21 protein-coding genes are annotated in these 21,856 nt (G+C 68.8%); 9 read left to right on the top strand and 12 right to left on the bottom strand.

Annotated elements, in window-relative coordinates:
• Positions 1-5: 5 nt before the first annotated feature.
• Both AB0M24_RS42320 and AB0M24_RS42315 read right to left on the bottom strand, forming a co-directional pair.
• Complete coding sequence (locus AB0M24_RS42320) at positions 6-371, bottom strand: PPOX class F420-dependent oxidoreductase (protein ID WP_363779817.1); 366 nt, start codon at positions 369-371, stop codon at positions 6-8.
• Positions 368-961 carry a dihydrofolate reductase family protein gene (locus AB0M24_RS42315; RefSeq protein WP_363779815.1) on the bottom strand — a complete coding sequence of 198 codons (594 nt, stop codon included), beginning with the start codon at positions 959-961 and terminating at the stop codon, positions 368-370. Before AB0M24_RS42315 ends, AB0M24_RS42320 begins: the two co-directional genes overlap by 4 nt.
• Before the next feature lie 79 nt (positions 962-1,040).
• Between AB0M24_RS42315 and AB0M24_RS42310 the strand changes: the two genes are divergently transcribed.
• Positions 1,041-1,493: a helix-turn-helix domain-containing protein gene (locus AB0M24_RS42310; RefSeq protein ID WP_363779813.1), complete on the top strand. Its 453-nt coding sequence runs from the start codon at positions 1,041-1,043 to the stop codon at positions 1,491-1,493.
• Positions 1,494-1,511: 18 nt separating this feature from the next.
• On the opposite strand, the gene AB0M24_RS42305 is transcribed toward AB0M24_RS42310, so the two are convergent.
• From AB0M24_RS42305 to AB0M24_RS42295, 3 genes are all read right to left on the bottom strand, one after another.
• Entirely contained in the window at positions 1,512-1,808 is a 297-nt protein-coding gene (locus AB0M24_RS42305; RefSeq protein ID WP_363779811.1) for a hypothetical protein, read from the bottom strand.
• 128 nt (positions 1,809-1,936) lie between these two features.
• Positions 1,937-3,283 (bottom strand): amino acid permease, encoded by a 1,347-nt coding sequence (locus AB0M24_RS42300; RefSeq protein WP_363779917.1) that lies wholly within the window; start codon positions 3,281-3,283, stop codon positions 1,937-1,939.
• A 139-nt stretch (positions 3,284-3,422) separates the two neighbouring features.
• Positions 3,423-4,610: a PLP-dependent transferase gene (locus AB0M24_RS42295; protein ID WP_363779809.1), complete on the bottom strand. Its 1,188-nt coding sequence runs from the start codon at positions 4,608-4,610 to the stop codon at positions 3,423-3,425.
• A gap of 74 nt (positions 4,611-4,684) precedes the next feature.
• Between AB0M24_RS42295 and AB0M24_RS42290 the strand changes: the two genes are divergently transcribed.
• Complete coding sequence (locus AB0M24_RS42290; RefSeq protein WP_363779807.1) at positions 4,685-5,125, top strand: Lrp/AsnC family transcriptional regulator; 441 nt, start codon at positions 4,685-4,687, stop codon at positions 5,123-5,125.
• Here the strand turns inward: AB0M24_RS42290 and AB0M24_RS42285 are convergent.
• From AB0M24_RS42285 to AB0M24_RS42275, 3 genes are all read right to left on the bottom strand, one after another.
• Positions 5,122-7,506 (bottom strand): BREX system ATP-binding domain-containing protein, encoded by a 2,385-nt coding sequence (locus AB0M24_RS42285; protein WP_363779805.1) that lies wholly within the window; start codon positions 7,504-7,506, stop codon positions 5,122-5,124. The genes AB0M24_RS42290 and AB0M24_RS42285 overlap by 4 nt on opposite strands.
• Positions 7,507-7,859: 353 nt before the next feature.
• Positions 7,860-8,168: an AzlD domain-containing protein gene (locus AB0M24_RS42280; protein ID WP_363779803.1), complete on the bottom strand. Its 309-nt coding sequence runs from the start codon at positions 8,166-8,168 to the stop codon at positions 7,860-7,862.
• Positions 8,147-8,842, bottom strand: coding sequence for an AzlC family ABC transporter permease (locus tag AB0M24_RS42275; RefSeq protein WP_363779801.1), 696 nt, complete (start codon positions 8,840-8,842; stop codon positions 8,147-8,149). The genes AB0M24_RS42280 and AB0M24_RS42275 overlap by 22 nt, the downstream gene beginning before the upstream one ends.
• Positions 8,843-8,869: 27 nt before the next feature.
• Between AB0M24_RS42275 and AB0M24_RS42270 the strand changes: the two genes are divergently transcribed.
• Positions 8,870-9,454, top strand: a complete 585-nt coding sequence (locus AB0M24_RS42270) for an XRE family transcriptional regulator (RefSeq protein ID WP_363779799.1) — start codon at positions 8,870-8,872, stop codon at positions 9,452-9,454.
• Here the strand turns inward: AB0M24_RS42270 and AB0M24_RS42265 are convergent, their stop codons facing one another.
• On the bottom strand, positions 9,455-10,282 hold the full coding sequence (locus tag AB0M24_RS42265; RefSeq protein WP_363779797.1) for a hypothetical protein: 828 nt from the start codon (positions 10,280-10,282) through the stop codon (positions 9,455-9,457).
• Between the two features lie 150 nt (positions 10,283-10,432).
• Between AB0M24_RS42265 and AB0M24_RS42260 the strand changes: the two genes are divergently transcribed.
• The gene (locus AB0M24_RS42260) at positions 10,433-10,861 is read left to right on the top strand and encodes a hypothetical protein (protein WP_363779795.1); all 429 of its coding nucleotides are present in this window, start codon (positions 10,433-10,435) and stop codon (positions 10,859-10,861) included.
• A gap of 42 nt (positions 10,862-10,903) precedes the next feature.
• Here the strand turns inward: AB0M24_RS42260 and AB0M24_RS42255 are convergent, their stop codons facing one another.
• On the bottom strand, positions 10,904-12,196 hold the full coding sequence (locus AB0M24_RS42255; protein ID WP_363779793.1) for a VCBS repeat-containing protein: 1,293 nt from the start codon (positions 12,194-12,196) through the stop codon (positions 10,904-10,906).
• Positions 12,197-12,334: 138 nt separating this feature from the next.
• On the opposite strand from AB0M24_RS42255, the gene AB0M24_RS42250 reads away from it, so the two are divergent.
• From AB0M24_RS42250 to AB0M24_RS42240, 3 genes are all read left to right on the top strand, one after another.
• Complete coding sequence (locus AB0M24_RS42250) at positions 12,335-13,585, top strand: cytochrome P450 (RefSeq protein ID WP_363779791.1); 1,251 nt, start codon at positions 12,335-12,337, stop codon at positions 13,583-13,585.
• A gap of 90 nt (positions 13,586-13,675) precedes the next feature.
• Positions 13,676-15,847, top strand: a complete 2,172-nt coding sequence (gene helR / locus AB0M24_RS42245) for an RNA polymerase recycling motor ATPase HelR (RefSeq protein WP_363779789.1) — start codon at positions 13,676-13,678, stop codon at positions 15,845-15,847.
• A 114-nt stretch (positions 15,848-15,961) separates the two neighbouring features.
• A complete protein-coding gene (locus tag AB0M24_RS42240) occupies positions 15,962-16,666 on the top strand; it encodes a hypothetical protein (RefSeq protein ID WP_363779787.1) in 705 nt (234 codons plus the stop codon).
• A gap of 6 nt (positions 16,667-16,672) precedes the next feature.
• Here AB0M24_RS42240 and AB0M24_RS42235 read toward each other — a convergent pair whose 3' ends face one another.
• Positions 16,673-17,590 (bottom strand): hypothetical protein, encoded by a 918-nt coding sequence (locus AB0M24_RS42235; RefSeq protein ID WP_363779785.1) that lies wholly within the window; start codon positions 17,588-17,590, stop codon positions 16,673-16,675.
• 86 nt (positions 17,591-17,676) lie between these two features.
• Between AB0M24_RS42235 and AB0M24_RS42230 the strand changes: the two genes are divergently transcribed.
• Entirely contained in the window at positions 17,677-18,435 is a 759-nt protein-coding gene (locus tag AB0M24_RS42230) for a hypothetical protein (RefSeq protein ID WP_363779783.1), read from the top strand.
• A gap of 52 nt (positions 18,436-18,487) precedes the next feature.
• On the opposite strand, the gene pdxS is transcribed toward AB0M24_RS42230, so the two are convergent.
• Entirely contained in the window at positions 18,488-19,381 is an 894-nt protein-coding gene (gene pdxS / locus AB0M24_RS42225; RefSeq protein ID WP_179953702.1) for a pyridoxal 5'-phosphate synthase lyase subunit PdxS, read from the bottom strand.
• Positions 19,382-19,627: 246 nt separating this feature from the next.
• Between pdxS and AB0M24_RS42220 the strand changes: the two genes are divergently transcribed.
• Positions 19,628-21,685 carry an elongation factor G-like protein EF-G2 gene (locus tag AB0M24_RS42220; protein WP_363779915.1) on the top strand — a complete coding sequence of 686 codons (2,058 nt, stop codon included), beginning with the start codon at positions 19,628-19,630 and terminating at the stop codon, positions 21,683-21,685.
• Positions 21,686-21,856 lie beyond the last annotated feature (171 nt).

The raw sequence follows: 21,856 nt of genomic DNA, 5'->3' as shown, positions 1-21,856 counted from the left end.
CCAGCTTATTTGACTCCCGGGTCGATCAGCGCGACCACCCGTTCCTCGTCGCGCGAGTAGGGCGCGCCGATGTACTTGGTCGCGATCCGATCGACGATCTCCCAGGCGTCGTCACCGGTCAGCCATTCGACGACCCGGCCGCGGAGGACGACCGGCTGGAACGGGTTGTCCGCCTCGGTGAGGGAGATCGCCACGCGCGGGTCGCGGCGCAGGTTGCGGGCCTTCTGGCTGCCGGGGCCGGTGATGATCGCGATGTGCTCGCCGTGCGTGCCGATCCAGACCGGAACGGAGTGCGGCGCGCCGTCGGGCAGCACCGTGGCGAGGTGGGCGATCGAGGTGCCGTCGAGGACGCGGCGCAGGTCGTCCTTCATCGCCGCACCTCGTACCGGAGGTGGGTGACGCCGGGCGCGGGCACGGCCTCGACCAGCGCGAGCTTCACGTGCTTCGGCAGCTTCCGGAAGAACGGACGGCCTTCGCCGAGCAGGATCGGCACCTGGTGCAGCACGACCTCGTCCACGAGGCCCGCCTCCAGCGCCGACGCGAGCACTCCGCCGCCCATCAGCCCGACGTCCTTGCCTTCCGCGAGTTCGAGGGCTTTCGCGACCGCGTCCTCGATGCCGGTGGTGACGAGGGTTTGGCGTTCGGTGATCTCCGGGGCCGGACGGTGGCTGAGCAGGACCATCTTCGCGCCGGGGTGCGGGCTGCCGCCGCCGAAGTGGTCGGAGTCCTCGTAGGTGTTCCGGCCTGCGACAACGGCACCGACTCGGGCGGCCAGGAAGTCGAACACGCGTGCACTCGGCTCGCTCAGTTTGAAGCCGTCGAACACCTGCGACGGGGTGTCGCCGTCGAAGTACCAGTCGAAGAGCATCCCGCCGTCGCCGAGACCGTGTCCGGCCCGCGGGTCGCGCCCGGTGATGTAGCCGTCGGCCGACACCGAGTGCGCGCTGATGACCTTGCCCATGATCGCCTCCCAGAGTTCCTTGAGGGAACCCTAGCAGTCTTGAGTTCCCTAAGGGAACCCCACGGGCTAGACTCAGGGCATGCAGCGGACGGACTTCAGCAAGATGGCGTGCTCGATCGCGCGCACCCTGGACGTCATCGGGGAGCCGTGGTCGCCGTTGATCCTGCGGGACGTGTGGGTCGGCATGAGCCGGTTCGAGCAGCTCCAGGCCGACCTCGGGATCTCCCGCAAGGTGCTGACCGAGCGCCTCAACCACCTCGTCGAGCACGGCGTGCTGGAGCGCCGCCCGTACGACAACCGCCCGCGCTACGAGTACGTGCTGACGCCGAAGGGGACCGATCTCGTCGACCTGCTGATGGTCATGGTCGGGTGGGGCGACAAGTACCTGGCGGGCGAGGCAGGGCCACCCGTGCTCTACCGGCACCACGCGTGCGGTGAGATCGCCACTGCCGAACTCTGCTGTGCGAACTGCGGGAAACCCATGCACGCCAAGGACGTCGACGTGCTGCCCGGCCCCGGCTCAGCCGTGTGAGCCGGGGTCCGAAAAGGGTCAGTGCTCGTCGTAGTGGCCGTTGTGGGCCGCGTGCCGATGACCGTCGTGCACGTAGTCGACGTGGTCCGCGTGAGGGACCGCCACGTGCCCGCAGCCGTCACCGTGCGCGTGGTCGTGGGCGCCGTGCTCGTCGTGGCCGTCCGGCTCGCACTCGTCGAAATGGCCGTCGTGCTCGCGGTGGATGTGTCCGTCGTGGACGTAGTCGACGTGGTCGCTGTGCGGCACACCGACGTGTCCGCAGCCATCGCCGTGGACGTGGGAGTGCTCGACGTGTTCCAGGTGGCTCGTTGTCATGGAGTCAGGCTGCTCCGGCTGGCCGCGGGCCGCGTGCCGAGCCGCCCGACCGGGTGACACCGACCCTGGAAAAGAACGAGCCGCCCCCTTTGTGAGGGGACGGCTCGTGATCATCACCGGTCGACGGGTCAGTCGACCGAGACGAGCTGCTCCTGCTCCGGTCCGACGGGCTGGCGCGACTTCACGTAACGCCAGCCGAGGAACAGCACCAGGGCGAGGCCGGGGATCGACCAGAACGCGATCCGCTCGGCGTGGCCGGACGAGAACGCCATCTGCCCGACCACCAATGCCAGGAACGCGAGCGTGAGCCAGCCCGTGTAGGGCGCGCCCGGCATCCGGTAGGACGGCCGTTCGATCTCGCCGCGCAAAGCCTTCTGCCGCAAGCGCATCTGGCAGATGATCAGAGTGGCCCAAGTGGACACGACGCCGAGGGATGCGATGGCGATCGCGATGTCGAACGCGTCCTTCGGCACGGTGTAGTTGAGCACCACACCGATCACGTATGCGCCGGCGGTGAACAGGATGCCGCCGTAAGGCACGTGGCGGGAGTTCATCTTGCCGGTGATCGCGGGCGCCTCACCCTTCTGCGCCAACGAACGCAGGATGCGGCCGGTGGAGTACAGACCCGAGTTGCACGACGACAGCGCGGCCGTCAGCACCACGGCGTTCATGATGTCGCCGACCGCCGGGATGCCCAGCGCCGAGAACACGGTCACGAACGGCGACTCGGTGCCGGTGTAGTGGTCCCACGGCAGCAGCATCGTCAGCAGCAGCACGGAACCGACGTAGAAGATCGCGATGCGGTAGACCACGCCGTTGATGGCGCGCGGCATGATCTTCTGCGGGTCCTTGGTCTCACCGGCCGCGATGCCCACGAGCTCGATGGCCGAGTAGGCGAAGATGACTGCCTGCAGGGTCATCAGGGCGACGCCGAAGCCTGCCGGGAACAGGCCGCCGTGGCCGAGCGTGTTGGTCACCGAAGCCGTCGTGCCGCCGATGTCCGCGGCGCCGATGACGAGGCCGATGCCGGTCACGAGGAACACGACGATGGCCGTGACCTTGATGACCGAGAACCAGAACTCCAGCTCACCGAAGAGCTTGACGGACAACATGTTGATGGCGACCAGGACCACCAGCGCGACCAGCGCGGTGACCCACTGCGGCAGGTCCGGGAACCACTTGTGCATGTAGATCGCGACAGCGGTGATCTCGGCGATGCCCGTCATGGCCCAGTTGAGCCAGTACAGCCAGCCGGACGCGAAACCCGCCCACGGGCCGATGAACTCGCGGGCGTACTCGACGAAGCTGCCGGCCACGGCGCGGTGCAGGACGAGCTCGCCCAGCGCGCGCATGACGAAGAACGCCGCGATACCGCACACGGCGTACGACAGGATCAGCGACGGCCCCGCCGTGGCGAGGCGTCCGCCCGCACCCAGGAAGAGGCCGACGCCGATCGCGCCACCGATGGCGATCATCTGCACCTGACGCTTGCTCAGCGACTTGGTGTAGCCGTCCGCATCAGTTTCCACAGAACTCACGAGGAGGTTCCTTCCGAAAACGGAAAATTGCTCGCATCGGAACCTCCCGCGCCCCGATGCGCTGATGCAGCGGACCCTAGTGAGTGGCGGTCATCACCAAGTAATCACCTGGGGAAGGCTTAACGTAAGCGACGTCACACAGAGCTGCGTTTAGGTCGTCCCAAATGTCCTCGACATGCTCAAGTCCAACTGAAATGCGCAGCAAATTGTCCGGAACTCCCGATGCCCGCAGTTCTTCTCCGGGTACCAGGCGATGGGTGAGCGCCCACGGGTGCTCGATCAACGTGTCGACCGAACCCAGCGAGACCGCGGGCGTGATGAGCTTCAGGCGCCGCACCACCGCCGTCGGGTCGCCGTGCACGCCGAACGCGATCATCGCGCCGGTCCCCCGCATCTGCACCGACGCGGACGGGTAGCGCACGAACTCCACCGCGTCGTGCTCGGCGAGCCTTCGCGCCAGGATCGAGGCGCTTCGGGACGCCGCCTCGATCCGCAACGGCAGCGTCGCCAGGCCGCGGTGCAGCAGGTAGCCGCCCAACGGGTGCAGCACGGCGCCGGTGATGATCCTGACCTGCCGCAACGCTCCTGCCAGCGACTCCGCGCACGCCACGACGCCGCCGAGCACGTCGCCGTGCCCGCCCAGGTACTTGGTGCCGGAGTGCAGGACGTAGCTCGCGCCGTGCAGCGCGGGGTTCTGCAGGATCGGCGTCGCGAAGGTGTTGTCGACCATGACCGGAACTCCGCCGGCCTGGCGCACGACGTGCTCGATGTCGACCTGGTCGAGGTTGGGGTTGGCGGGCGTCTCGACGACGATGAGCCCGGTGTCCGGCCGGATCGCGGAGGACACCAGGCCCGCTTCGACGTAGGTGGTCCGGACGCCCAGGAGACCGGACGACAGCAGGTGGTCGGTGCCGCCGTAGAGCGGTCGCACGGCCACGACGTGCGGCTTTCCGGCCATCACGCACGCTGCCTGGATCACCGCGGTGACCGCGGCCATGCCACTGCCGAACGCGACAGCGGTGTCGGTGTGCTCGAGGCGGGCCAGCGCCTGCTCGAACCGCGCCACTGTCGGGTTGTGCAGCCGCGCGTACACGGGCGACGAGGCCTGTGCGGCGCCGGTGGCCCACTCACCCAGTGCTTCCCCGCCGAGTGCCTGGTCAGGCACGGGGTAGGTGGTGGACAGGTCGATCGGTGGTGCGTGCACACCCAGCTCGGCGAGGTCGTCGCGGCCGCCGTGCACTGCGATGGTCTCGATGCGCGTCATGGCCGAAATGGTGGAGACTTCCTCGTCAGAACGGGTGCTGGTCCGCACTGGATTCAACGGAACGGAGATTCGCCGTGCTGGATTCGATCGACGAGGCCATCGTGCGGGAGCTGCGGAAGGACGCGCGGCTGCAGAACAAGGACCTGGCCGAACGCGTGAACGTCGCGCAGTCCACGGCGGTCGTGCGGCACCGGGCGTTGCGGGAGCGCGGGGTGATCACCGGCTACCACGCCGAGGTCGACCTGAGCGCGCTCGGCAGGCCGGTGCAGGCGATGCTCGCGTTGAAGATCCGTCCCCACACCAAGGAGATCGTCGACCCGTTCATGGCGTACGTGCTCGCGTTGCCCGAAACTCTTGCACTCTCACATGTGACTGGACCGGAAGATTTCCTGGTTCATGTCGCGGTATCGGACGTCGGCCATCTGCAACGGCTCGTTCTGGACAAATTCACCAGTCGCCGGGAGGTGACAGAGGTTCATACAAACCTCCTCTTTTCGCACGTTCGCAAGCACTAACTCGCGAGCCTGAGTGCGGGGGCGAGCTGGTCGCGGCCGTCAATTCCGAGTTTCCGGTACACCTTCGTCAGGTGAATCTCGACAGTGCGGAGTTGCACGAAGAGCGCGGCCGCGATTTCCCGGTTCATCTTGCCCTCGGCGGCCAGTGCGGCGACCCGGCGTTCGGACTCGGTCAGCCCGGCGGGACCCGCCGCGAGCTCCTGCCGGATCTCCTCGGCGAGGTCCTCGACGCCGCAGTCGTCGGCGAGGTCGACGGCTGTTCTCAGCTCGGCGCGGGCGGGCTTGACGCGTCCGGCGAGGTGCAGCGCCCGGCCGAGCGCGAAGTGGCTGCGGGCACGTTCCAGCAGTGCGTTCGTGGGGGCCAGCAGTGCAACCGATTCTTCCAGCAGCGCAACGCCTTCCACGCCTCGCTGCACGCCTTGTTCGCGCAGAGCCGCCGCTAACGGCAGCAGTGCGCCCGTTGCGCGCGCGAGGCGTTCCTCGGCGGCGAGGTGGTCGCCTCCGAGAGGAAGCCGCCACGACGTCGTGTCTGTGCCGCGCGCTCGTAGGCGTTCACCGCAGTCCAGGAGGTCGCGCACGCCGTCCTTGCGCCGCTCGGCCGCGATCCGCACCCTGCCGCGCGCGGCCAGCAGAGCCGGCGCGCCGAACAGGTCCGGCACCTCGCCGGGCATGACCTCGAACACCTGCGCGGCCATCTCGACGTCGCCCATTTCCAGCAGTGCCAACGAAAGCTCCGTCAGCGCGGCGAAGATCGGCGTCGACACGCGCGCCGCCCCGCAGCTTTCGAGGGCGGCAAGCGCTTCGCGTGCGTCGGACTCGGCCGCCGCCAGCCGTCCGAGATCCCTGAGGCACGCCGAACGTGCCGTGAGCGCCGCCGCGGTGCACGGCCTGTGCTGCCACCTCCGCGCGATGGTCAACGCACGGTCCGCACGGGCGTATGCCGCCGTGAGTTCGCCACGCGTCCTTAGGAGTGCGATCGCTTTCACGTAGGGCTCGAACTCCGACGGCGTCACGGGCACGACGTCCGGGTCGCCGACGGCGTCCGGCTCGAACTCCGGCTCCTCTCCCAGCAACGCCAGCAACCCCGGCAACGCGGGATGCGCGGGATCGGCCTCGCCCAGGTGATCCACAGCGGCCGGTACGTCCACATAGGACTCGACCTCGCCGAGTTCCGCCAGCAGAACCTGCGATCCCGGCTCGTCCATCGCGCGACGCAGGTAGCGAACGGCGTCGGTCACCCGGTTGCGCGCGCGGGCCCGTCCGGCGGCCGACACCAGCACCTCGGTCGCCCACTCCTCCTGCAGCGGCCGCGTCTCGGTCAGATGCTCCGCCACCGCTTCCGCCGACGCGCCGGTCTCGGTCAGCAGGCGGGCCGCGGCGGCGTGCAGGTCCTGACGTTCGGTGATGGTCAACTCTTCGCGGAGTGTGTTGCGCACCAACGGATGCACCAACGAGCCGTCCGCTGACAGCAGTCCCATGCGGTGCAGTGACGCGATCGTGCCGGCGAGCTCGCACGGTTCGGTGCCGATCAGCTCGGCCACACGCGGCAACGTGACCTCGCCACCGAGCACAGCGAGCGCGTGCAACGCGTCGGGAGCGTGCGGCGCGAGGCGACGCAGCCGGACGTTGACCGTGGGCAGCAACGCGGGCGCCGTCTCCCCGTGCGCGCGCAGCAGGTTGAGCAACAGCAACGGGTTGCCGCCCGCCTGCGCGTGGCAATGCCGCGCGAACTCGTCGTCGACCCGCTGCCCGAGCTCTTGTTCCAGGAGGGCCCGCACGCCGTCGAGTTGGAGCTCGTCGAGCCGGATCTCCGCGGTGCTCGCGGCCAGCAGCTCTTCGAGCGTCTGCGGCCCCGTGCACACCTCACCCGCGCCGATGCCCGCGAGCGCGAAGACCGGCAGGTGCTCGATGCGGTGTGGAAGCGTGCTCAGCCACTGCAACGAGGGCTGGTCGGCCCACTGCGCGTCGTCCACAACGATGGCCACGGGCCGCTCGTTGGCCATGCGCGCGAGTGCCCGATGCAGGACGTGCAGCTCGGGCAACGTCACCGGCCCCGGCTCGGCGAGCTGGTCGGACTGCCCGAGCGCGGCGGCGATGCGGGGCAGGTGCTGCACCTCATCCCCCGGCTGCACACACACGAACAACCGGCTGACCAGACCAAACGGCAACTCCCGCTCGAGATAGCTCCCCCGCGCCGCCAGCACCGTGAACCCACGTTCCGCCGCCAACTCGCGCGCCGCGGTGAGCAGCGCCGTCTTACCGGACCCCAGCCCACCGGTGGCCACCACAAGATGCCCGTCACCACCCGCCGCCGCGGCCAGAGCCCTCGTCAGCTGAGTCGTCTCCCGGTCCCGCCCGACCAGTCCAGGTTTCGCGCCCATGGGTCCATCTGAGGCCTGCCGCCCATCGGCCGCCTATTGCGAGGGCATCGCACGCGATATGCCACCCGACCGCGCCTGGCTGGGCCGCCTGGCTGGGCCGCCTGGCTGGGCCGCCTGGCTGGGCCGCCTGGCTGGGCCGCCTGGCTGGGCCGCCTGGCTGGGCCGCCTGGCTGCGGCCGCTCACGCCACCCAGCCACGCCTCACCAGAACCACTCGCGCCACCCCCAGCCACGCCTCACCCCAGCCGCTCACGCCACCCCCAGCCCCGCCTCACTAGAACCACTCGCGCCACCCCCAGCCACGCCTCACCCCAGCCGCTCACGCCACCCCGAGCCCCGCCTCACCCCAGCCGCTCACGCCACCCCGAGCAACCTCAACCCAGCCGTAGTAGCCGCAGCCAGCACGATCACCGCCACGAACGGCAGCTTCCGCCAAGCCGCGAGCCCACCCACCAGCACCCCAGCCGCGAGCGCCCATCCCCCGAACTGCTTCCCGCTCGTCAACGCCGACACCGCCACCAGCGCCAACAACAACACGGTCGCCGACGCCGTCATCAGCTCGTTGACCTTCTTCGGCAACGTCACCCGATCCCGCAGCAACGGCCCGGCGAACCGAATCGCGAACGTCCCAGCGGCGAGGATCAGGACTGCGGTGACGGGCACGGTGCCTCCTTCTTGGTCTTGAACACGAGCAACCCACCCAGCGCCAGCAACACCGGCACCCCGGCAGGCAGGAACGGCGTGGTCGCCAGCGCGATCGCCGCACCGGTCAACGCCGCGTTGCGCGTGGAGGCGTCCTTCAAAGCCGGAAGCGTGAGCGCCAGCATCGCCGCCGGGAACGCCGCGTCCAGCCCGAACGTCGCCGGATCCCCGATCGCCTGCCCGGCGAGCGCGCCGATCAGCACCCCGAGGTTCCAGCTGAAGAACAACGCCACGCCGCACGCCCAGTAAGCCGCGCGCGCCCGAGCGGGGTCCTTCTGCGACATCGCGAACGCCGTCGACTCGTCGATCAGCAGATGGCTGCCGACGATCCGAGCCAGCGGGCCGCGACCCAGCACGTCGCCGATCGCGAGCCCGAACGGCAGGTGCCGGGCGTTGAGCACGAGGCCGGCCACGACCGCGGCCGCAGGGCTACCACCTGCGGCGACAATGCCCACAGCCATGAACTGCGAGCCGCCCGCGAAGATCACCAGCGACATCAGCACCGGCATCCACCACGGCAGGCCCGAGCCCACCGAGATCGCGCCGAAGCTGGCACCGGTCACCGCGGCACCAAGTGCGACTGCGGCCACGTCACGCAGGAGCACAGCATCAAGGGTTCGCCATATCGAACGCATCACCCATTACGATGAACACTTGAACGGGTGTTCGTCAAGACGAACGGATGGACTTCTGTGTCGAACGCACCACTCGACCTCATCGCGGCCAACCTCCGCCGCGAGCGCGAGCGCACCGGCATGTCGCTGTCGGACCTCGCGCGCAAGGCCGGCATCGCCAAGTCGACGCTCTCCCAGCTGGAGTCCGGCAGCGGCAACCCGAGCGTGGAAACCCTGTGGGCCCTGGGGGTGGCGCTGGGCGTCCCGTTCAGCAGCCTGGTCGAACCCGCGGTGCCGCGCGTCCAGGTGATCCGGCGCGGTGAGGGCCCCGTCATCCACTCCGAGCGCGCGCACTACGCCGCCACGTTGCTCGCCGCCTGCCGTCCGGGCACCAAGCACGACATCTACTGGCTGGCGCTGGAACCCGGCGGCGCGCGCGAGTCAGAGCCGCACGTGCCGGGCAGCATCGAGCACATGATCGTCGCGTCCGGCCGCTGCCTGGCCGGGCTCGCCGACGACCCGGTCGAGCTCGGGCCCGGCGACTACATGGTCTATCCCGGCGACCTGCCGCACATCTGCAAGGCGCTGGAGCCGGGGACGACCGCGATGATGGTCATGGAGCACACGGCCTGATCAGGCCGAGAGCTGGCGGAACAGCGTGCGCAGCCACGGCTCGGACAGCGCGGGTTCGCCGTCGATGCCCCGCGCGATCATCCGCCGAACCTCCTTGGTGCGCCCGAGCGACACCAGGTGCACGGCCTCGGCGAGGGCCTCCCGCGTGCGTTCGTCGCGCTTGGCCTCGCGCAGGTACTCCCGCCACCGGTGCAGCTGGTAGGACAGCGTCAGCTTGGTCTGGACGTCGCCGAAGTACGACCAGACGTGCCGGTGCAGCGACACGTTGACCACGGCCGAGGCGGGCAACCGGCGGGTCCACTCGGCGTGCTGCTGCCAGCGCCACGTGTTCGGGCTGGTCTTCGTCCGCGAGGTGACACCGACGAACCGCAGCTTGCGGCGGATCACCGGCCACGTCTCGCGTTCCTCGGCGATCCAGTCGTCGAGCAGCTTGAAGAGCGTGGTGAACGTGGAACCCTGGTAGACCACGTCGACGAAGGTCACCGGACGCTCGCGCCGGGCCAGCGACGCGGGCGTGATGCCGATGTCGGCGGCCAGCTCACGGGCGCGGGGCACGTTCCAGGGGTCGACCCCGTCCCACCAGTCGAACGACACCGGCAACCTCGACACCACCCGGCCGGTCCCCTGCAACGCGCCGCCGAGCAGGTCGAACATCGAGTCGAGCGACCGGCCGACGAACACCAGGTCGCCGTTTCCGCTGCGCGCCAGCACCTTTCCCGTGCACTCGGCGAGGTCGTCGAGGTACCACGCTTCGGGCGGGTCGACGTCGTCGAGCATCGACCCCAGCTGGTCGGGCGTGACGAGATCCCAGCGGAGCGGCATGTTCATGTCGGAATTCTGTCGGCGCAAAGCCCCATTACGCAACCGAGTAACGAACGGTTCATCGGAGCCGAAATCCCGGTACGCAATTCGGATGAACAGCGTAACTTTTGGCCGCGAACTTGCCAGGAAAGACAATTGCTGGCTTCAATTCTCGCCATGAACAAGCTCATCCGCTCGATCGCGACCGCCGCCACCATCGCGGCCGCCACCAGCGCATTCACCCTCGTCACCCCCGCGAGCGCGGCACCGTCCGCCGGCGAGTGCGCCACCCAGCTCGGAAGGGCGAGCAACCCGCTCAGCCTCGCCGCCTACGCGGTCGAATTCGGCGCAGAACAGGGACCGTTCGAACACCATGAATTCATTTACACCGATCTGGAAAGCGCACGCACGAATCTGCGGGGCGGGCAATGCGCCGGACTGGTGAGCACCGTGAAGGCCGACGTCGACTTCGCACTGGCCCGCATCGCGACCGGTGAGTCGGCACTGCGCGCGGGCGACTGGGCGAGCAGCTTCACCGCGCTCGACCAGGCCGACAAGGCGGTCTCGTCCGCCTACTACAAGGCCTGGAAGATCGCGCACCCGTAACAGCGAAGCGCGGGATGCGAAGCTCGCATCCCGCGCCACACATCAGTAGGAAGCCGGACGGAAACCGCTCCACCCCGAGCCGACCTGCGCCGCCGTCGCCAAGGTCCCGTCGCCTTCACCGCTCCAGCGCCACAACGTCGCGTCACTGGACCGCACCGCGACGACATCGGCCCGAGCGTCACCGTTCACGTCGAGCACGTTGAGACCCGTGAACCCGGACCAGCCGGAACCGACCTCACGGCCGCTGGAGAAGGTGCCGTTTCCGTTGCCCTCCCAGAAGAACAGCTCGCCGGCCGTGTTGACGCCCCACAGGTCGCCGTCGCCGTCACCGTCGGCGTCACCACCGGCGAAGCGCGGGAACGTGGCCCAGCCCTCGCCGATGAAGATGCGCGCGGAGAACTTGCCCGAGCCCTCGCCGGGGTACCAGTAGAGCTTCCCGCCGTCCCGGCCGACGATGTCCGCGCGGTTGTCGCCGTTGACGTCCAGCACCGCGAACCACTCCAGCGTCTGCCAGCCGGAGCCGGAGTTGGCGAGCTTGGTGAACGTGCCGCGGCCGGAGTTGTGCCAGTAGTGCAAGGAACCGTCGGCGGAGGTGGCGATGATGTCCGCGAAGCCGTCGGCGTTCGTGTCACCGACGCCGATTCGGTTGAACGAGGACCAGCCCGGCCCCACCTCGGAAGACCCGCCGAAGCTGCCGGTGGAGGTGCCGGGGTAGAGCCGGAGGGTGTTGTCCGGAGCGACGGCGAGCAGGTCGTCGTAGCGGTCGCCGTTCACGCTCTCCGCGGACAGGCTGCGCGCGGCGGTCCACCACGTCGTCTGCTTGCGCGCGCCCGCCCAGCTGAAGCTGAAGTGGATGTGGTCGGTGTGCGGGGACTCGCCGCTGTAGGCCTGCCAGCCCGCGGAAGGCTCGTAGGCCTTCCAGATCTTGTGGTTCCAGATCATGTACATGATGCCGAGGCGCCGGGCCAGCGCGTGCTTGTTGCCGTACTGGTCGGTGGCGAGCAACCAGTTGATGACGTCCTGCGCCTCCGCCGCCTGCGAGGAGTTGAAGGCGTTGAACGGGTAGTCGAGCGCGCGGCCTTCCTTGTGCTCGCTCTGCCCGCCCGAGTCGCAGGCACGGACCATGCCGAGGTCGGCGCGCCCGTACTCGGCCTTGAGCAGGTCGCGGAACCCGACCACGCCCGGTTTGGCGTCCGGGTCGCACGTGGTCTGGCCCACGTAGGTCGCGTACTTGTCGATAGCGGCGCCGAAAGCGGGCGTCGGCGGTGCGGCGGAAGCAGGTGCGGCCAAGGCCAACGAGAGCAATGCGCTGAGTCCCACGAGCAGTCTTTTCACGGCTGGTCTCCCCTGTCGAGTGGTTGGCGCTGAGCCTCGACAGGCGGACTACACGGGCTCTACACAAGTTCCACACGTCTCGACCGGCTCCCGTTTCACTCCTTGGCCGGACGATCATCAGGGCGCTATACACCGATGGTGACCCTGCCACCCGCGGTTTCCGGAGCGCGCTTGCTGGTCGGCCACACCTGGGAGTTCCTGCGCGACCCCGGTGAGCTGGTGCGGCGCGGGCACGCCGAGCACGGCCGGGTGTTCTCGGTGCGGCTGCCGGGCCGGCCGGGGGTCGTGTTGCTGGGGCAGGACAACGCGAAGTTCTTCCACGCCGAGTCGGACGCGCTGCGGCTGTCGATCCGCGAGGCCTACCCGTTCCTGCGACACATGTTCGGGCACAACACCTTCTGGCTCGCGCCGCACGAGGAGTACCTGAGGCAACGGGCCGTGCTCGCGCCGCAGTTCTGCCCGCGGCGGATCACCCGGCACGTCGCGGAGATGGACCGCAGGACGACGGCGTTGATCGACTCGCTGCCGGAGACCGGCACGGTCGAGCTGACCGACCTGCTAGGGCCGCTGGTGATCGAGATCGCGACGTCGCTGTTCCTCGGTGACGACGCGGCGTCGCGGTTCCGCAGGCTGCTGACCGAGTTCCGGGCGTTCGCGGACGGCATGGACCCGTTGCTGCCCGGCTGGGTGCCCGCGCGTCACCTGCTGCGCAGCCACCGGGCGCGCGACCGGCTGCGGCGGATCACGTCGGCGCTGGTGGCCGAGCGGCGCGCGATTCCGGCGGAGGAACCGGACTTCCTGGAGCTGATGGCACGCGCGCCGTTTCAGGACGATCTGCTCGTCGACCTCGTCGTCATGCTGGTGTGGGTCGGGCACGAGACCACGACAGGGCACCTGTGCTGGGCGTTGACCGACCTGCTGCGACACCCCGAGGAGCTGCGCCGGGTGCACGACGACGCGTTCCTCGGCCGGGCACTGCAGGAGACCGAGCGGCTGCACCCGGTGACACCGTTCCTCACCCGCGTGGCCACTGTGGACATTCCACATGAGACTTGCGTCATACCGCGCGGCGCTTCCGTGATGCTGCATCCCGGTGTGTCGCACCGGGACCCGGCCGTGTTCACCGATCCGGACTCCTACCGGCCGGACAGGTTCCTCACCGAACCGGCGTCCGCGCTGCAGGCGTTCGGCGGCGGCATCCACCGCTGCCTGGGCGAACACTTCGCGCAGCTGGAGATGAAGGTCGTGCTCCGGCGGCTCGTCGAGCGCATGGAGATGCGGCTGCTGGACCCTGATCCGGTGACGGTGAAGGGGCATCGGAGCAACTGGCCGCGGCGCCCCTGCCGGGTCGCGTACGCGAAGAAGGCTCGCCCGTTTCTTCCCACTTAACCGTATAGCAGAGAGGGGGCCTTGCCACAAGGCCCCGTGCGTCGTTCACACTCATCGCCTCAGGCAGAACAAGGGCGCTGTGGGGAGCACGTGGGGTACGAAGAAGAACTGCAGTCCGAACGCGACTACGTGGCCGGTCTCTACGCACGGCTCGACGCTGAACGCGCGCGGGTGAAGGCCGCGTACCAGTCCGCGCTGGGTGGCACCGGCGAGACCGCGATGGACAGGGACAACGAGGTGCGGGCCCGGCACCGCGAGATGAAGCGGCTCAACGTCGCCGACTACGGGCTGTGCTTCGGCCGGCTGGACGGCGTCGGCGGTGACCCGTCCTACATCGGCAGGATCGGCCTGTTCGACGAGTTCGACGACTTCGAGCCGGTGCTGCTCGACTGGCGCGCACCGGCGGCGCGCCCGTTCTACACGGCCACCGGAGCGCAGCCCGAGGGCATGGCGCGGCGGCGTCAGTTCCACACCCGGCGCCGTTCGGTGCTCGGCTTCACCGACGAGGTCTTCGGCAAGCTCGGTGAGGAACAGGGCGACGTGGCGCTGCTCGCGGCGTTGAACGCGCCGCGCGGCGAGGGCATGCGCGACATCGTGGCGACGATCCAGGCCGAGCAGGACGCGATCATCCGGCTCGACCACCCCGGTGTGCTGGTGATCGAGGGTGGTCCCGGCACCGGCAAGACCGTCGTGGCGCTGCACCGCGTCGCCTATCTGATGTACACGCAACGAGAGCGCATGGAACGGCACGGCGTCCTCGTCGTGGGCCCGAACCCGGCGTTCCTCAACCACATCGGTCGCGTGCTGCCGTCGCTGGGCGAGTCCGACGTGGTGTTCTCGACCGCCGGCGGGCTTCTGCCGGGGCTGCGGACGTCGTCGGAGGACACGCCGGACGTCGCGCGGCTCAAGGGCTCGCTGAAGATGGTGGAGGTGCTGAAGGCGGCGGTGGCCGACCGGCAGCGGCTGCCCGGGTCACCGATCCCGATCACCATGAAGGACGTCGTCGTCGAGATCAACGCCGAGACGGCCGAGTGGGCGCGGCAGGAGGCGCGGGACAGCGGTCTGCCGCACAACGAGGCTCGCAAGGTCTTCACCGAGATCGTCACGTACGTGCTGACCGAGCGCGCGCTCGGCCGGATCGGGAAGGGCTGGCTGTCGCGGTCCGACAAGCAGGGCTGGGAGGACATGCGCTCAGGGCTCCTGAAGGAGCTCGCGGACGACGAGCGGTTCGCCGCCGCGGTGGACGAGATGTGGCCGTTGCTGACCCCTGAGGAGCTCCTGGGCTCGCTCTACTCGTCTCCGGAACGTCTCGCGGCGGCGGGCGCCGACGCGTCGCTCGGGCGTGAAAGCAGCGAGGCGTGGACGGTGTCGGACATCCCGCTGCTCGACGAGCTGCACGAGCTGCTGGGCCGCGACGGTCGCGAACAGGCTCGTGACCAGGCTGTGTTGGCCGAGAAGCAGGCCGAGGCACGGTACGCCGCCGAGGTGCTGGACAGCCTCGTCGGCCGCCAGGACCACATGGACGACGAGGACCACCTGTTCGCGACGGACCTCCTGTTCGCGGAGGACCTGGCCGACCGCTTCGACGAGCACGACACCCGCACCCTGGTCGAGCGCGCCTCGGCCGACCGCGGCTGGACCTACCGGCACGTGGTGGTCGACGAGGCACAGGAACTGTCCGAAATGGACTGGCGGGTGCTGATGCGCCGCTGCCCGGGCCGTTCCTTCACGGTGGTGGGCGACCTGGCGCAACGCCGTTCGTCGGCGGGCGCGACGTCGTGGGGCCAGATGCTCGAACCGTACGTGCCGGGCCGCTGGACCTACCGCTCGCTGACGGTCAACTACCGCACGCCGGCCGAGATCATGGCGGTCGCCGCCCAGGTGCTCGCCGAGTTCGCGCCGGACGTGCAGGCACCGGAATCCGTACGTGCCAACGGAATCGCGCCGTGGTCCCGCCAGGTGTCGGCGGACGAACTGCCCGCCGCGATCGCCGAGTTCGTCGCGGCGGAGGCGTTGGAGGAGGGTACGAGCGTCGTGATCGGCCCGCCCGGTGTGCCCGGCACGATTCCGGCGTCCGAGACCAAGGGCCTGGAGTACGACGCGGTGCTCGTCGTTGCGCCGGAACAGATCCTGGCCGACGGACCCCGCGGCGCGGCCGAGCTCTACGTCGCGCTGACCCGTGCCACACAACGACTCGGCGTGCTGCACCACGAACCGCTGCCCACCGCGTTGTCCGGCCTCACTGAGACGGTGCGCACATGAGCCGTTGAGCGGTTCTTCGCGGCGCTTCAGGGTTTTAGGATGGGCGGAAGTCTGGGGGGACTGCTCGTTTTCGGCCAGACGATCACATCCACGTCCAGCCGAACGGGGGATCCCATGACTCCGCCCATCCAGCCCACGCCGCCGGACGAGCCGGTCAACATCTGGGCGCCCACCGGCCCAGCGCCAGGGCATCCAGCCGTCCCGCCGCCCGTCTACCCCTCGAACCCCTATCCGCCCCCGCCGCCGCCCAGATCGGCCCGCGTCGGCCTGAGAATCGCGACCACGCTCGGCGTGCTGGTGCTCTTGGCGATGTGCGCCCGTTTGTTCGTGACGCCGACGGCCGGCGACTCGCTGGTGGCAGTGGACACCACGACCACCACGCCCACAACCACCACGCCGCCCAAGCCGTTCGCGGTGGTCGGCGACTGCGCGAAGGTGACCGGAGCGTCGTTCAACATCAAGTACGACAAGGTGTCCTGCGAGGGCGGCCTGCACAACTACACCGTGAGCAAGGTGCTGGCGTCCCAGAGCGAGAAGTGCGGCGACGAGCCCGACACGTACACGAAGTACATGGGCCACGTGGGCAGCAAGAGCGTGAACCTGTGCCTGATCCCCGTTTTCGTGGAGGGGCAGTGCTACGACCTCATGTTCACCTCGCTCGACGCCGAGCTCAAGAAGATGGAGTGCGGCGGATACCCCTCGGTGCGGGCGAAGATCTTCGCGAACACGGTGGACAAGGCGGTGTGCGGGCCGTCGCCGGCGCTGGCGCTCGCGTACCCGGAGACCAGGACGACCTACTGCTTCACGCAGGCGTTCTGACCCGGGTCAGCTCGCCGAGACGAACCTGACCACGTAGTCGCCGTTCCTGGACGGCTGCCGTTGCGCCGAAGCAGGGCTTCCGTACACGCTCATCGACACGTGAGCCTTGTCCCCCTTGAGCTCCACCGGCATGTCGACGATGGCAACGGCGCCGGTGCACCGCACGACCTGCCGTCCCCACCCGTACGGCTTGCCGGTGATGTCGGGATCGTGCGCGTCCAGCCAGACCTCGTCACGCGGGTCGCACGTGACCTCGAAGCGCAACGACGTCGCGGTCGCGGGCACCCGCCACTGGCCGATCCCCGTGCTCTCGGCGCCGATCCCGTCGACCTCGGGCACCGCTTCGAGCACGAACTCGCGATCGAGCGCGCCCCGGATGTGCGCGACCATCGACCGCGTCAGCCGCACCTCGCTCAGCACCACCGCCTCGCGCGGTGAGTAGGTGAGCTCGTACCGCGGCGCCACCACGTCGCCGTCGAGCAGCGAGAACTTCAGGGAAGCCTTGTCGCTGAACGACTTCCCGTCCGCCCGCACCACGGTTCCCGAGCCAGGATGCCCTGCGGCGCACGCGGCCTCGTTCACCTCGAACGTCGTCCCGCCCCACCCTCCGACCAGCCGAAAACCTTTGCCCCGCAACACGCCCACGAAGGAAGCGCACTCGCTCGCCGGTCCGGACAGATGCCTGCCCAGGTAGAGGTCGGCCGAGTACACGGCAGCCCGGTCCGGCCCGTCCGCGCACTCGAAGAAGTCGTGGCACCCCTTGTCGAAGCGCCCGCGGAGCAACTGAGCCCCCACCGGCAACGGTGCCGTGGCCATCTCGGCCTCGACCGCGGACCGCAGCGCGGCGATCTCGGCGTCACTGCGCCCACAGCCGGCCACCAGCAGCACCGCCACCAGCACAAACACCCGAAGTCCCCCAGCCATGCCCTGATCATGGCAGCAAAAGAATTCCGCCGCCTGCGCAACGCGTCCGGCGCTAAGCTCTGCCTCCGAGTCTCTGGGGGGACCTGATGACCACACCACCGAACGAACCCGAGCGCCCGAGATCCGCGGACCTGTACGAGCCGGCCCAGTCCGACCCGTTCTCCGCTTTCCCGGAGCCCGCACCCGAACGACCCGCCACCGGGTCCAGCCGGCCCATCGGCGTGTACGAGGTGCCGGAGCCGATCCTGCCGGTCGCGCCGCACGGCGAGTCCGGTGCGGGCGTGAAGATCGTCGCCGTGCTGGCGGTGTTCGCGCTCGCGTTGGGCGGCCTGATCTTCTGGCTGTCCACGAAGGACTCGATGAAGTTCACCAGTGCGCCGACGCCGACCAAAGCCACCACGACGACCACCCGCACGACCACGCCGCCGCCCGCGCCGATCGCGGCACCGGGCGACTGCGTGTCGATGACCGGTCTGATGGCCCAGCCGGACTTCAAGAAGGTCTCGTGCGGCGAGCACAACTACACCGTGACCAAGGTCGTCACCGAGCCGCCGCCGGACGAGAAGTGCGGCACGGAGGCCGACGGGTACGTGCAGTACAAGAGGATCGCGCTGGCCGGCAGGTCGGTGTCGGTGTGCCTGATCCCGGTGTTCGCCGACGGCGCCTGCTACGACCTCGCGTTCAGCATGGCGAAGGCGGCGATCCCGCAGAAGGAGTGCGGCGAGGTCGGCACGGCGCGGGTGAAGGTGCTCGCGGACACCGTCGACAAGGCGGCGTGCGGGCCGAACCCGGTGCTGGCGCTCGCGTATCCGGAAACGAAGACCACGTACTGCTTCTCGCGCTAGAAACGGCGAAGGCGCACCGCACGATGCGATGCGCCTTCGTCAGCGATAAGGCTTACCAGCCGCGCTCGGCGAGGCGGTGCGGCTCCGGCACGTCCTCGACGTTGATGCCGACCATGGCCTCACCGAGGCCGCGCGACACCTTGGCGATGACGTCCGGGTCGTCGTGGAAGGTCGTGGCCTTCACGATGGCCTCGGCGCGCTGGGCCGGGTTGCCGGACTTGAAGATGCCGGAACCGACGAACACGCCCTCGGCGCCGAGCTGCATCATCATCGCGGCGTCGGCCGGGGTCGCGATGCCGCCCGCGGTGAACAGCACGACGGGGAGCTTGCCGTTCTGCGCGACCTCCTTCACGAGCTCGTACGGCGCCTGGAGCTCCTTGGCGGCCACGTACAGCTCGTCCTCCGGCAGGTTCTGCAGGCGGCGGATCTCCTGGCGGATCTTGCGCATGTGCGTGGTGGCGTTGGAGACGTCACCGGTGCCGGCCTCGCCCTTGGAGCGGATCATGGCCGCGCCCTCGGTGATGCGGCGCAGGGCCTCGCCGAGGTTCGTCGCGCCGCAGACGAAGGGAACCGTGAAGGCCCACTTGTCGATGTGGTTCGCGTAGTCGGCCGGGGTCAGCACCTCGGACTCGTCGATGTAGTCGACGCCCAGCGACGCGAGGACCTGGGCCTCGACGAAGTGACCGATGCGGGCCTTCGCCATCACGGGGATCGAGACGGCGTTGATGATCCCGTCGATCAGGTCGGGGTCGCTCATGCGGGCGACGCCGCCCTGCGCACGGATGTCGGCGGGCACGCGCTCGAGCGCCATGACGGCGACGGCGCCGGCGTCCTCCGCGATCTTCGCCTGAGTGGCGTCGACCACGTCCATGATCACGCCACCCTTGAGCATCTCGGCCATGCCGCGCTTGACGCGGGCGGTGCCAGTGACCTGATCAGTGCTCACGGGCCAACCTTTCACGAGAGGAAGTCTTCGGTTAACCCATCCTACGTCTCACGTGGCCACCTCACCCAAGCCACTGAAGCCCGGAACCAGAAGGCCACTTCGCGATCAACCGCAGGTCGTGAGCCCTGTCACTCCGCAAGAAACGAAACGGACTCACAACCGAGCAGGCGTCCAGTCGGGGTCTCCCACTTGTACCGGGAGGTGAACGGGTGTGAGATCGAACACTACGACTTGACGGAGGTAGCCATGGGAACGAAGCACTCCGACAACGGGACACCGGCAGGCGCGGTCGCTGTGGACGACCCGGCCAAGGTCCGCAACGTCGTGCTCGTGGGCCCGTCCGGCGCGGGCAAGACGACGCTCACCGAAGCCTTGCTAGCCGCCACCGGCGTCCTGTCCCGAGCAGGATCGGTAACCGAGGGAACGACCGTCTGCGACCACGACCCGGCCGCGGTACGACAACAACGATCGGTAGGCCTCTCAGTAGCCCCGGTCCAGCACGGCGACATCAAAATCAACTTCATCGACACCCCCGGCTACGTCGACTTCGTGGGCGAACTGAGGGCAGGACTACGGGCCGCAGACGCGGCCCTTTTTGTTGTGAACGCCTTCGAAGGCGTAGACGCCGCCACCATCGCCCTGTGGGAAGAGTGCGCTCTAGTAGGCATGCCACGCGCCGTGGTCATCACCCGCACCGACCACCACCGCGCGAACTTCGGCAACGAGGTCATCGAGTGCCAGGCAGCGTTCGGCGCGGGCGTGGTCCCCCTCTACATGCAGGAAGGCGACTCTCTGGTCGGCCTCCTCACCCAGGGCGACAACTACCCGGACGAACGCGCGGCCCTCATCGAAGGCATCATCGCCGAGAGCGAAGACGAAACCCTCATGGACCGCTACCTGGCGGGCGAGGACATCGACCAGGACACCCTCATCGCCGACCTGGAAACCGCGGTCGCACGCGGCTCCTTCCACCCGGTGATGCCGGTCTGCGCCGCAACGGGCATGGGCCTGACCGAACTCCTGGACGGCATAGCCCGAGCCTTCCCGTCCCCGCTGGAACACGAAGTCCCGTCCGTGACGTCCGTAGAAGGCATCCCCCAGCCCCGCATGGCAGTGGACCCAGACGGCCCCTTGGTGGCCGAAGTCGTCCGAACAGCAGTCGACTCCTACGTGGGCCGCGTCTCCCTGGTCCGAGTCTTCTCCGGCACCCTCCGCCCAGAACGCCCGGTCCACGTCTCAGGCCACGGCATGGCCGACCGAGGCCACGAGGACCACGACGCGGACGAACGAGTGGCCCACGTCTACTCCCCGCTGGGCGCCTCCCTCCGCGAGGTCCCGTACTGCGTAGCCGGAGACCTCTGCGCCCTGACAAAACTGACCACCGCAGAAACCGGCGACACCGTCTCCGCCCCGGAACAACCTCTCCTCATGGCTCCCTGGGACATGCCAGAACCCCTGCTCCCAGTAGCCGTAGTCCCCCGAACCCGAAGCGACGAGGACAACCTGGCCCGCAACCTCAACCGCCTGGTCGCCAGCGACCCCACCCTCCGCCTGGACCGCAACGCGGAAACCCACCAAATGGTCCTCTGGTGCATGGGCGAAGCCCACGCCGACGTAGTCCTCGCGCGCCTCCGAGCAGGCGGAGCGGAGATCGACACCGAACCGGTCCGCGTCCCCCTGCGCGAAACCTTCGTAGGCTCGGCAAAGGGCCACGGCCGCCACGTAAAACAGTCCGGCGGCCACGGCCAGTACGCAGTCTGCGACATCGTCGTAGAGCCCCTCCCCCGAGGCTCGGGCTTCGAGTTCGTGGACAAGATCGTCGGCGGCGCCATCCCCAACCAGTTCATCCCTTCAGTCGAAAAGGGCGTCCGCGCCCAACTGGAAAAGGGCCTGCACGACCACACCCCGGTAGTAGACGTCCGCGTAACCCTCGTGGACGGCAAGGCCCACTCAGTCGACTCCTCAGACGCCGCCTTCCAAACAGCAGGCGCCATGGCCCTCAAAGAAGCCGCAGCAGCAGGCCGAACCACCCTCCTCGAACCTCTGGACGAGGTAGCCATCCGCCTCCCGGACGAACACATGGGCACAGTCCTGGGCGACCTCTCCGGCCGCCGAGGCCGCGTACTAGGCACAGAAGCAGACGAGGGCGGCCGCACGGTGATCCGAGCAGAAGTCCCGTCGAGCGAACTACTGCGCTACGCAATAGAACTCCGAGCAATGACCTCAGGCACAGGCACCTTCACCCGCCACTTCTCCCGCTACGACCCAATCCCGGAGGCCCTTGCAGCACGAGCAGGCAAATAGCCCCGAGGCCGAAGGCGAGGCACCCAAAGGCGAAGCCGAGGAGTCTTTGGCGAAGGCGAAGCCGAGCTGCTTGAAACGTGCGCTCCGGCGGGCCCCGTCACGAGTCGTGCCTGATCGTTGGCCGCGCCAGAGGGGTTGGGTCAAGTCGACACGCTTTTCGTCGACTTGACC

The sequence above is a fragment of the Lentzea sp. NPDC051838 genome (assembly GCF_040681245.1).
Classification (GTDB): Bacteria; Actinomycetota; Actinomycetes; order Mycobacteriales; family Pseudonocardiaceae; genus Lentzea.
The sequence above is the reverse complement of the archived record's forward strand: the minus strand, read 5'-3'. Positions and strand labels throughout refer to the sequence as shown.

Excerpts from the sequence above, each read along its gene's own strand:
- AB0M24_RS42235 (WP_363779785.1), bottom strand. The coding sequence starts at position 17,590 with ATGGCTGGGGGACTTCGGGTGTTTGTGCTGGTGGCGGTGCTGCTGGTG.
- AB0M24_RS42295 (WP_363779809.1), bottom strand. The coding sequence starts at position 4,610 with ATGACGCGCATCGAGACCATCGCAGTGCACGGCGGCCGCGACGACCTC.
- AB0M24_RS42275 (WP_363779801.1), bottom strand. The coding sequence starts at position 8,842 with ATGCGTTCGATATGGCGAACCCTTGATGCTGTGCTCCTGCGTGACGTG.
- AB0M24_RS42305 (WP_363779811.1), bottom strand. The coding sequence starts at position 1,808 with ATGACAACGAGCCACCTGGAACACGTCGAGCACTCCCACGTCCACGGC.
- AB0M24_RS42230 (WP_363779783.1), top strand. The coding sequence starts at position 17,677 with ATGACCACACCACCGAACGAACCCGAGCGCCCGAGATCCGCGGACCTG.
- AB0M24_RS42260 (WP_363779795.1), top strand. The coding sequence starts at position 10,433 with ATGAACAAGCTCATCCGCTCGATCGCGACCGCCGCCACCATCGCGGCC.
- AB0M24_RS42320 (WP_363779817.1), bottom strand. The coding sequence starts at position 371 with ATGAAGGACGACCTGCGCCGCGTCCTCGACGGCACCTCGATCGCCCAC.
- AB0M24_RS42240 (WP_363779787.1), top strand. The coding sequence starts at position 15,962 with ATGACTCCGCCCATCCAGCCCACGCCGCCGGACGAGCCGGTCAACATC.
- AB0M24_RS42220 (WP_363779915.1), top strand. The coding sequence starts at position 19,628 with ATGGGAACGAAGCACTCCGACAACGGGACACCGGCAGGCGCGGTCGCT.
- AB0M24_RS42285 (WP_363779805.1), bottom strand. The coding sequence starts at position 7,506 with ATGGGCGCGAAACCTGGACTGGTCGGGCGGGACCGGGAGACGACTCAG.
- AB0M24_RS42265 (WP_363779797.1), bottom strand. The coding sequence starts at position 10,282 with ATGAACATGCCGCTCCGCTGGGATCTCGTCACGCCCGACCAGCTGGGG.
- AB0M24_RS42310 (WP_363779813.1), top strand. The coding sequence starts at position 1,041 with ATGCAGCGGACGGACTTCAGCAAGATGGCGTGCTCGATCGCGCGCACC.
- AB0M24_RS42300 (WP_363779917.1), bottom strand. The coding sequence starts at position 3,283 with ATGATCGCCATCGGTGGCGCGATCGGCGTCGGCCTCTTCCTGGGTGCG.
- AB0M24_RS42315 (WP_363779815.1), bottom strand. The coding sequence starts at position 961 with ATGGGCAAGGTCATCAGCGCGCACTCGGTGTCGGCCGACGGCTACATC.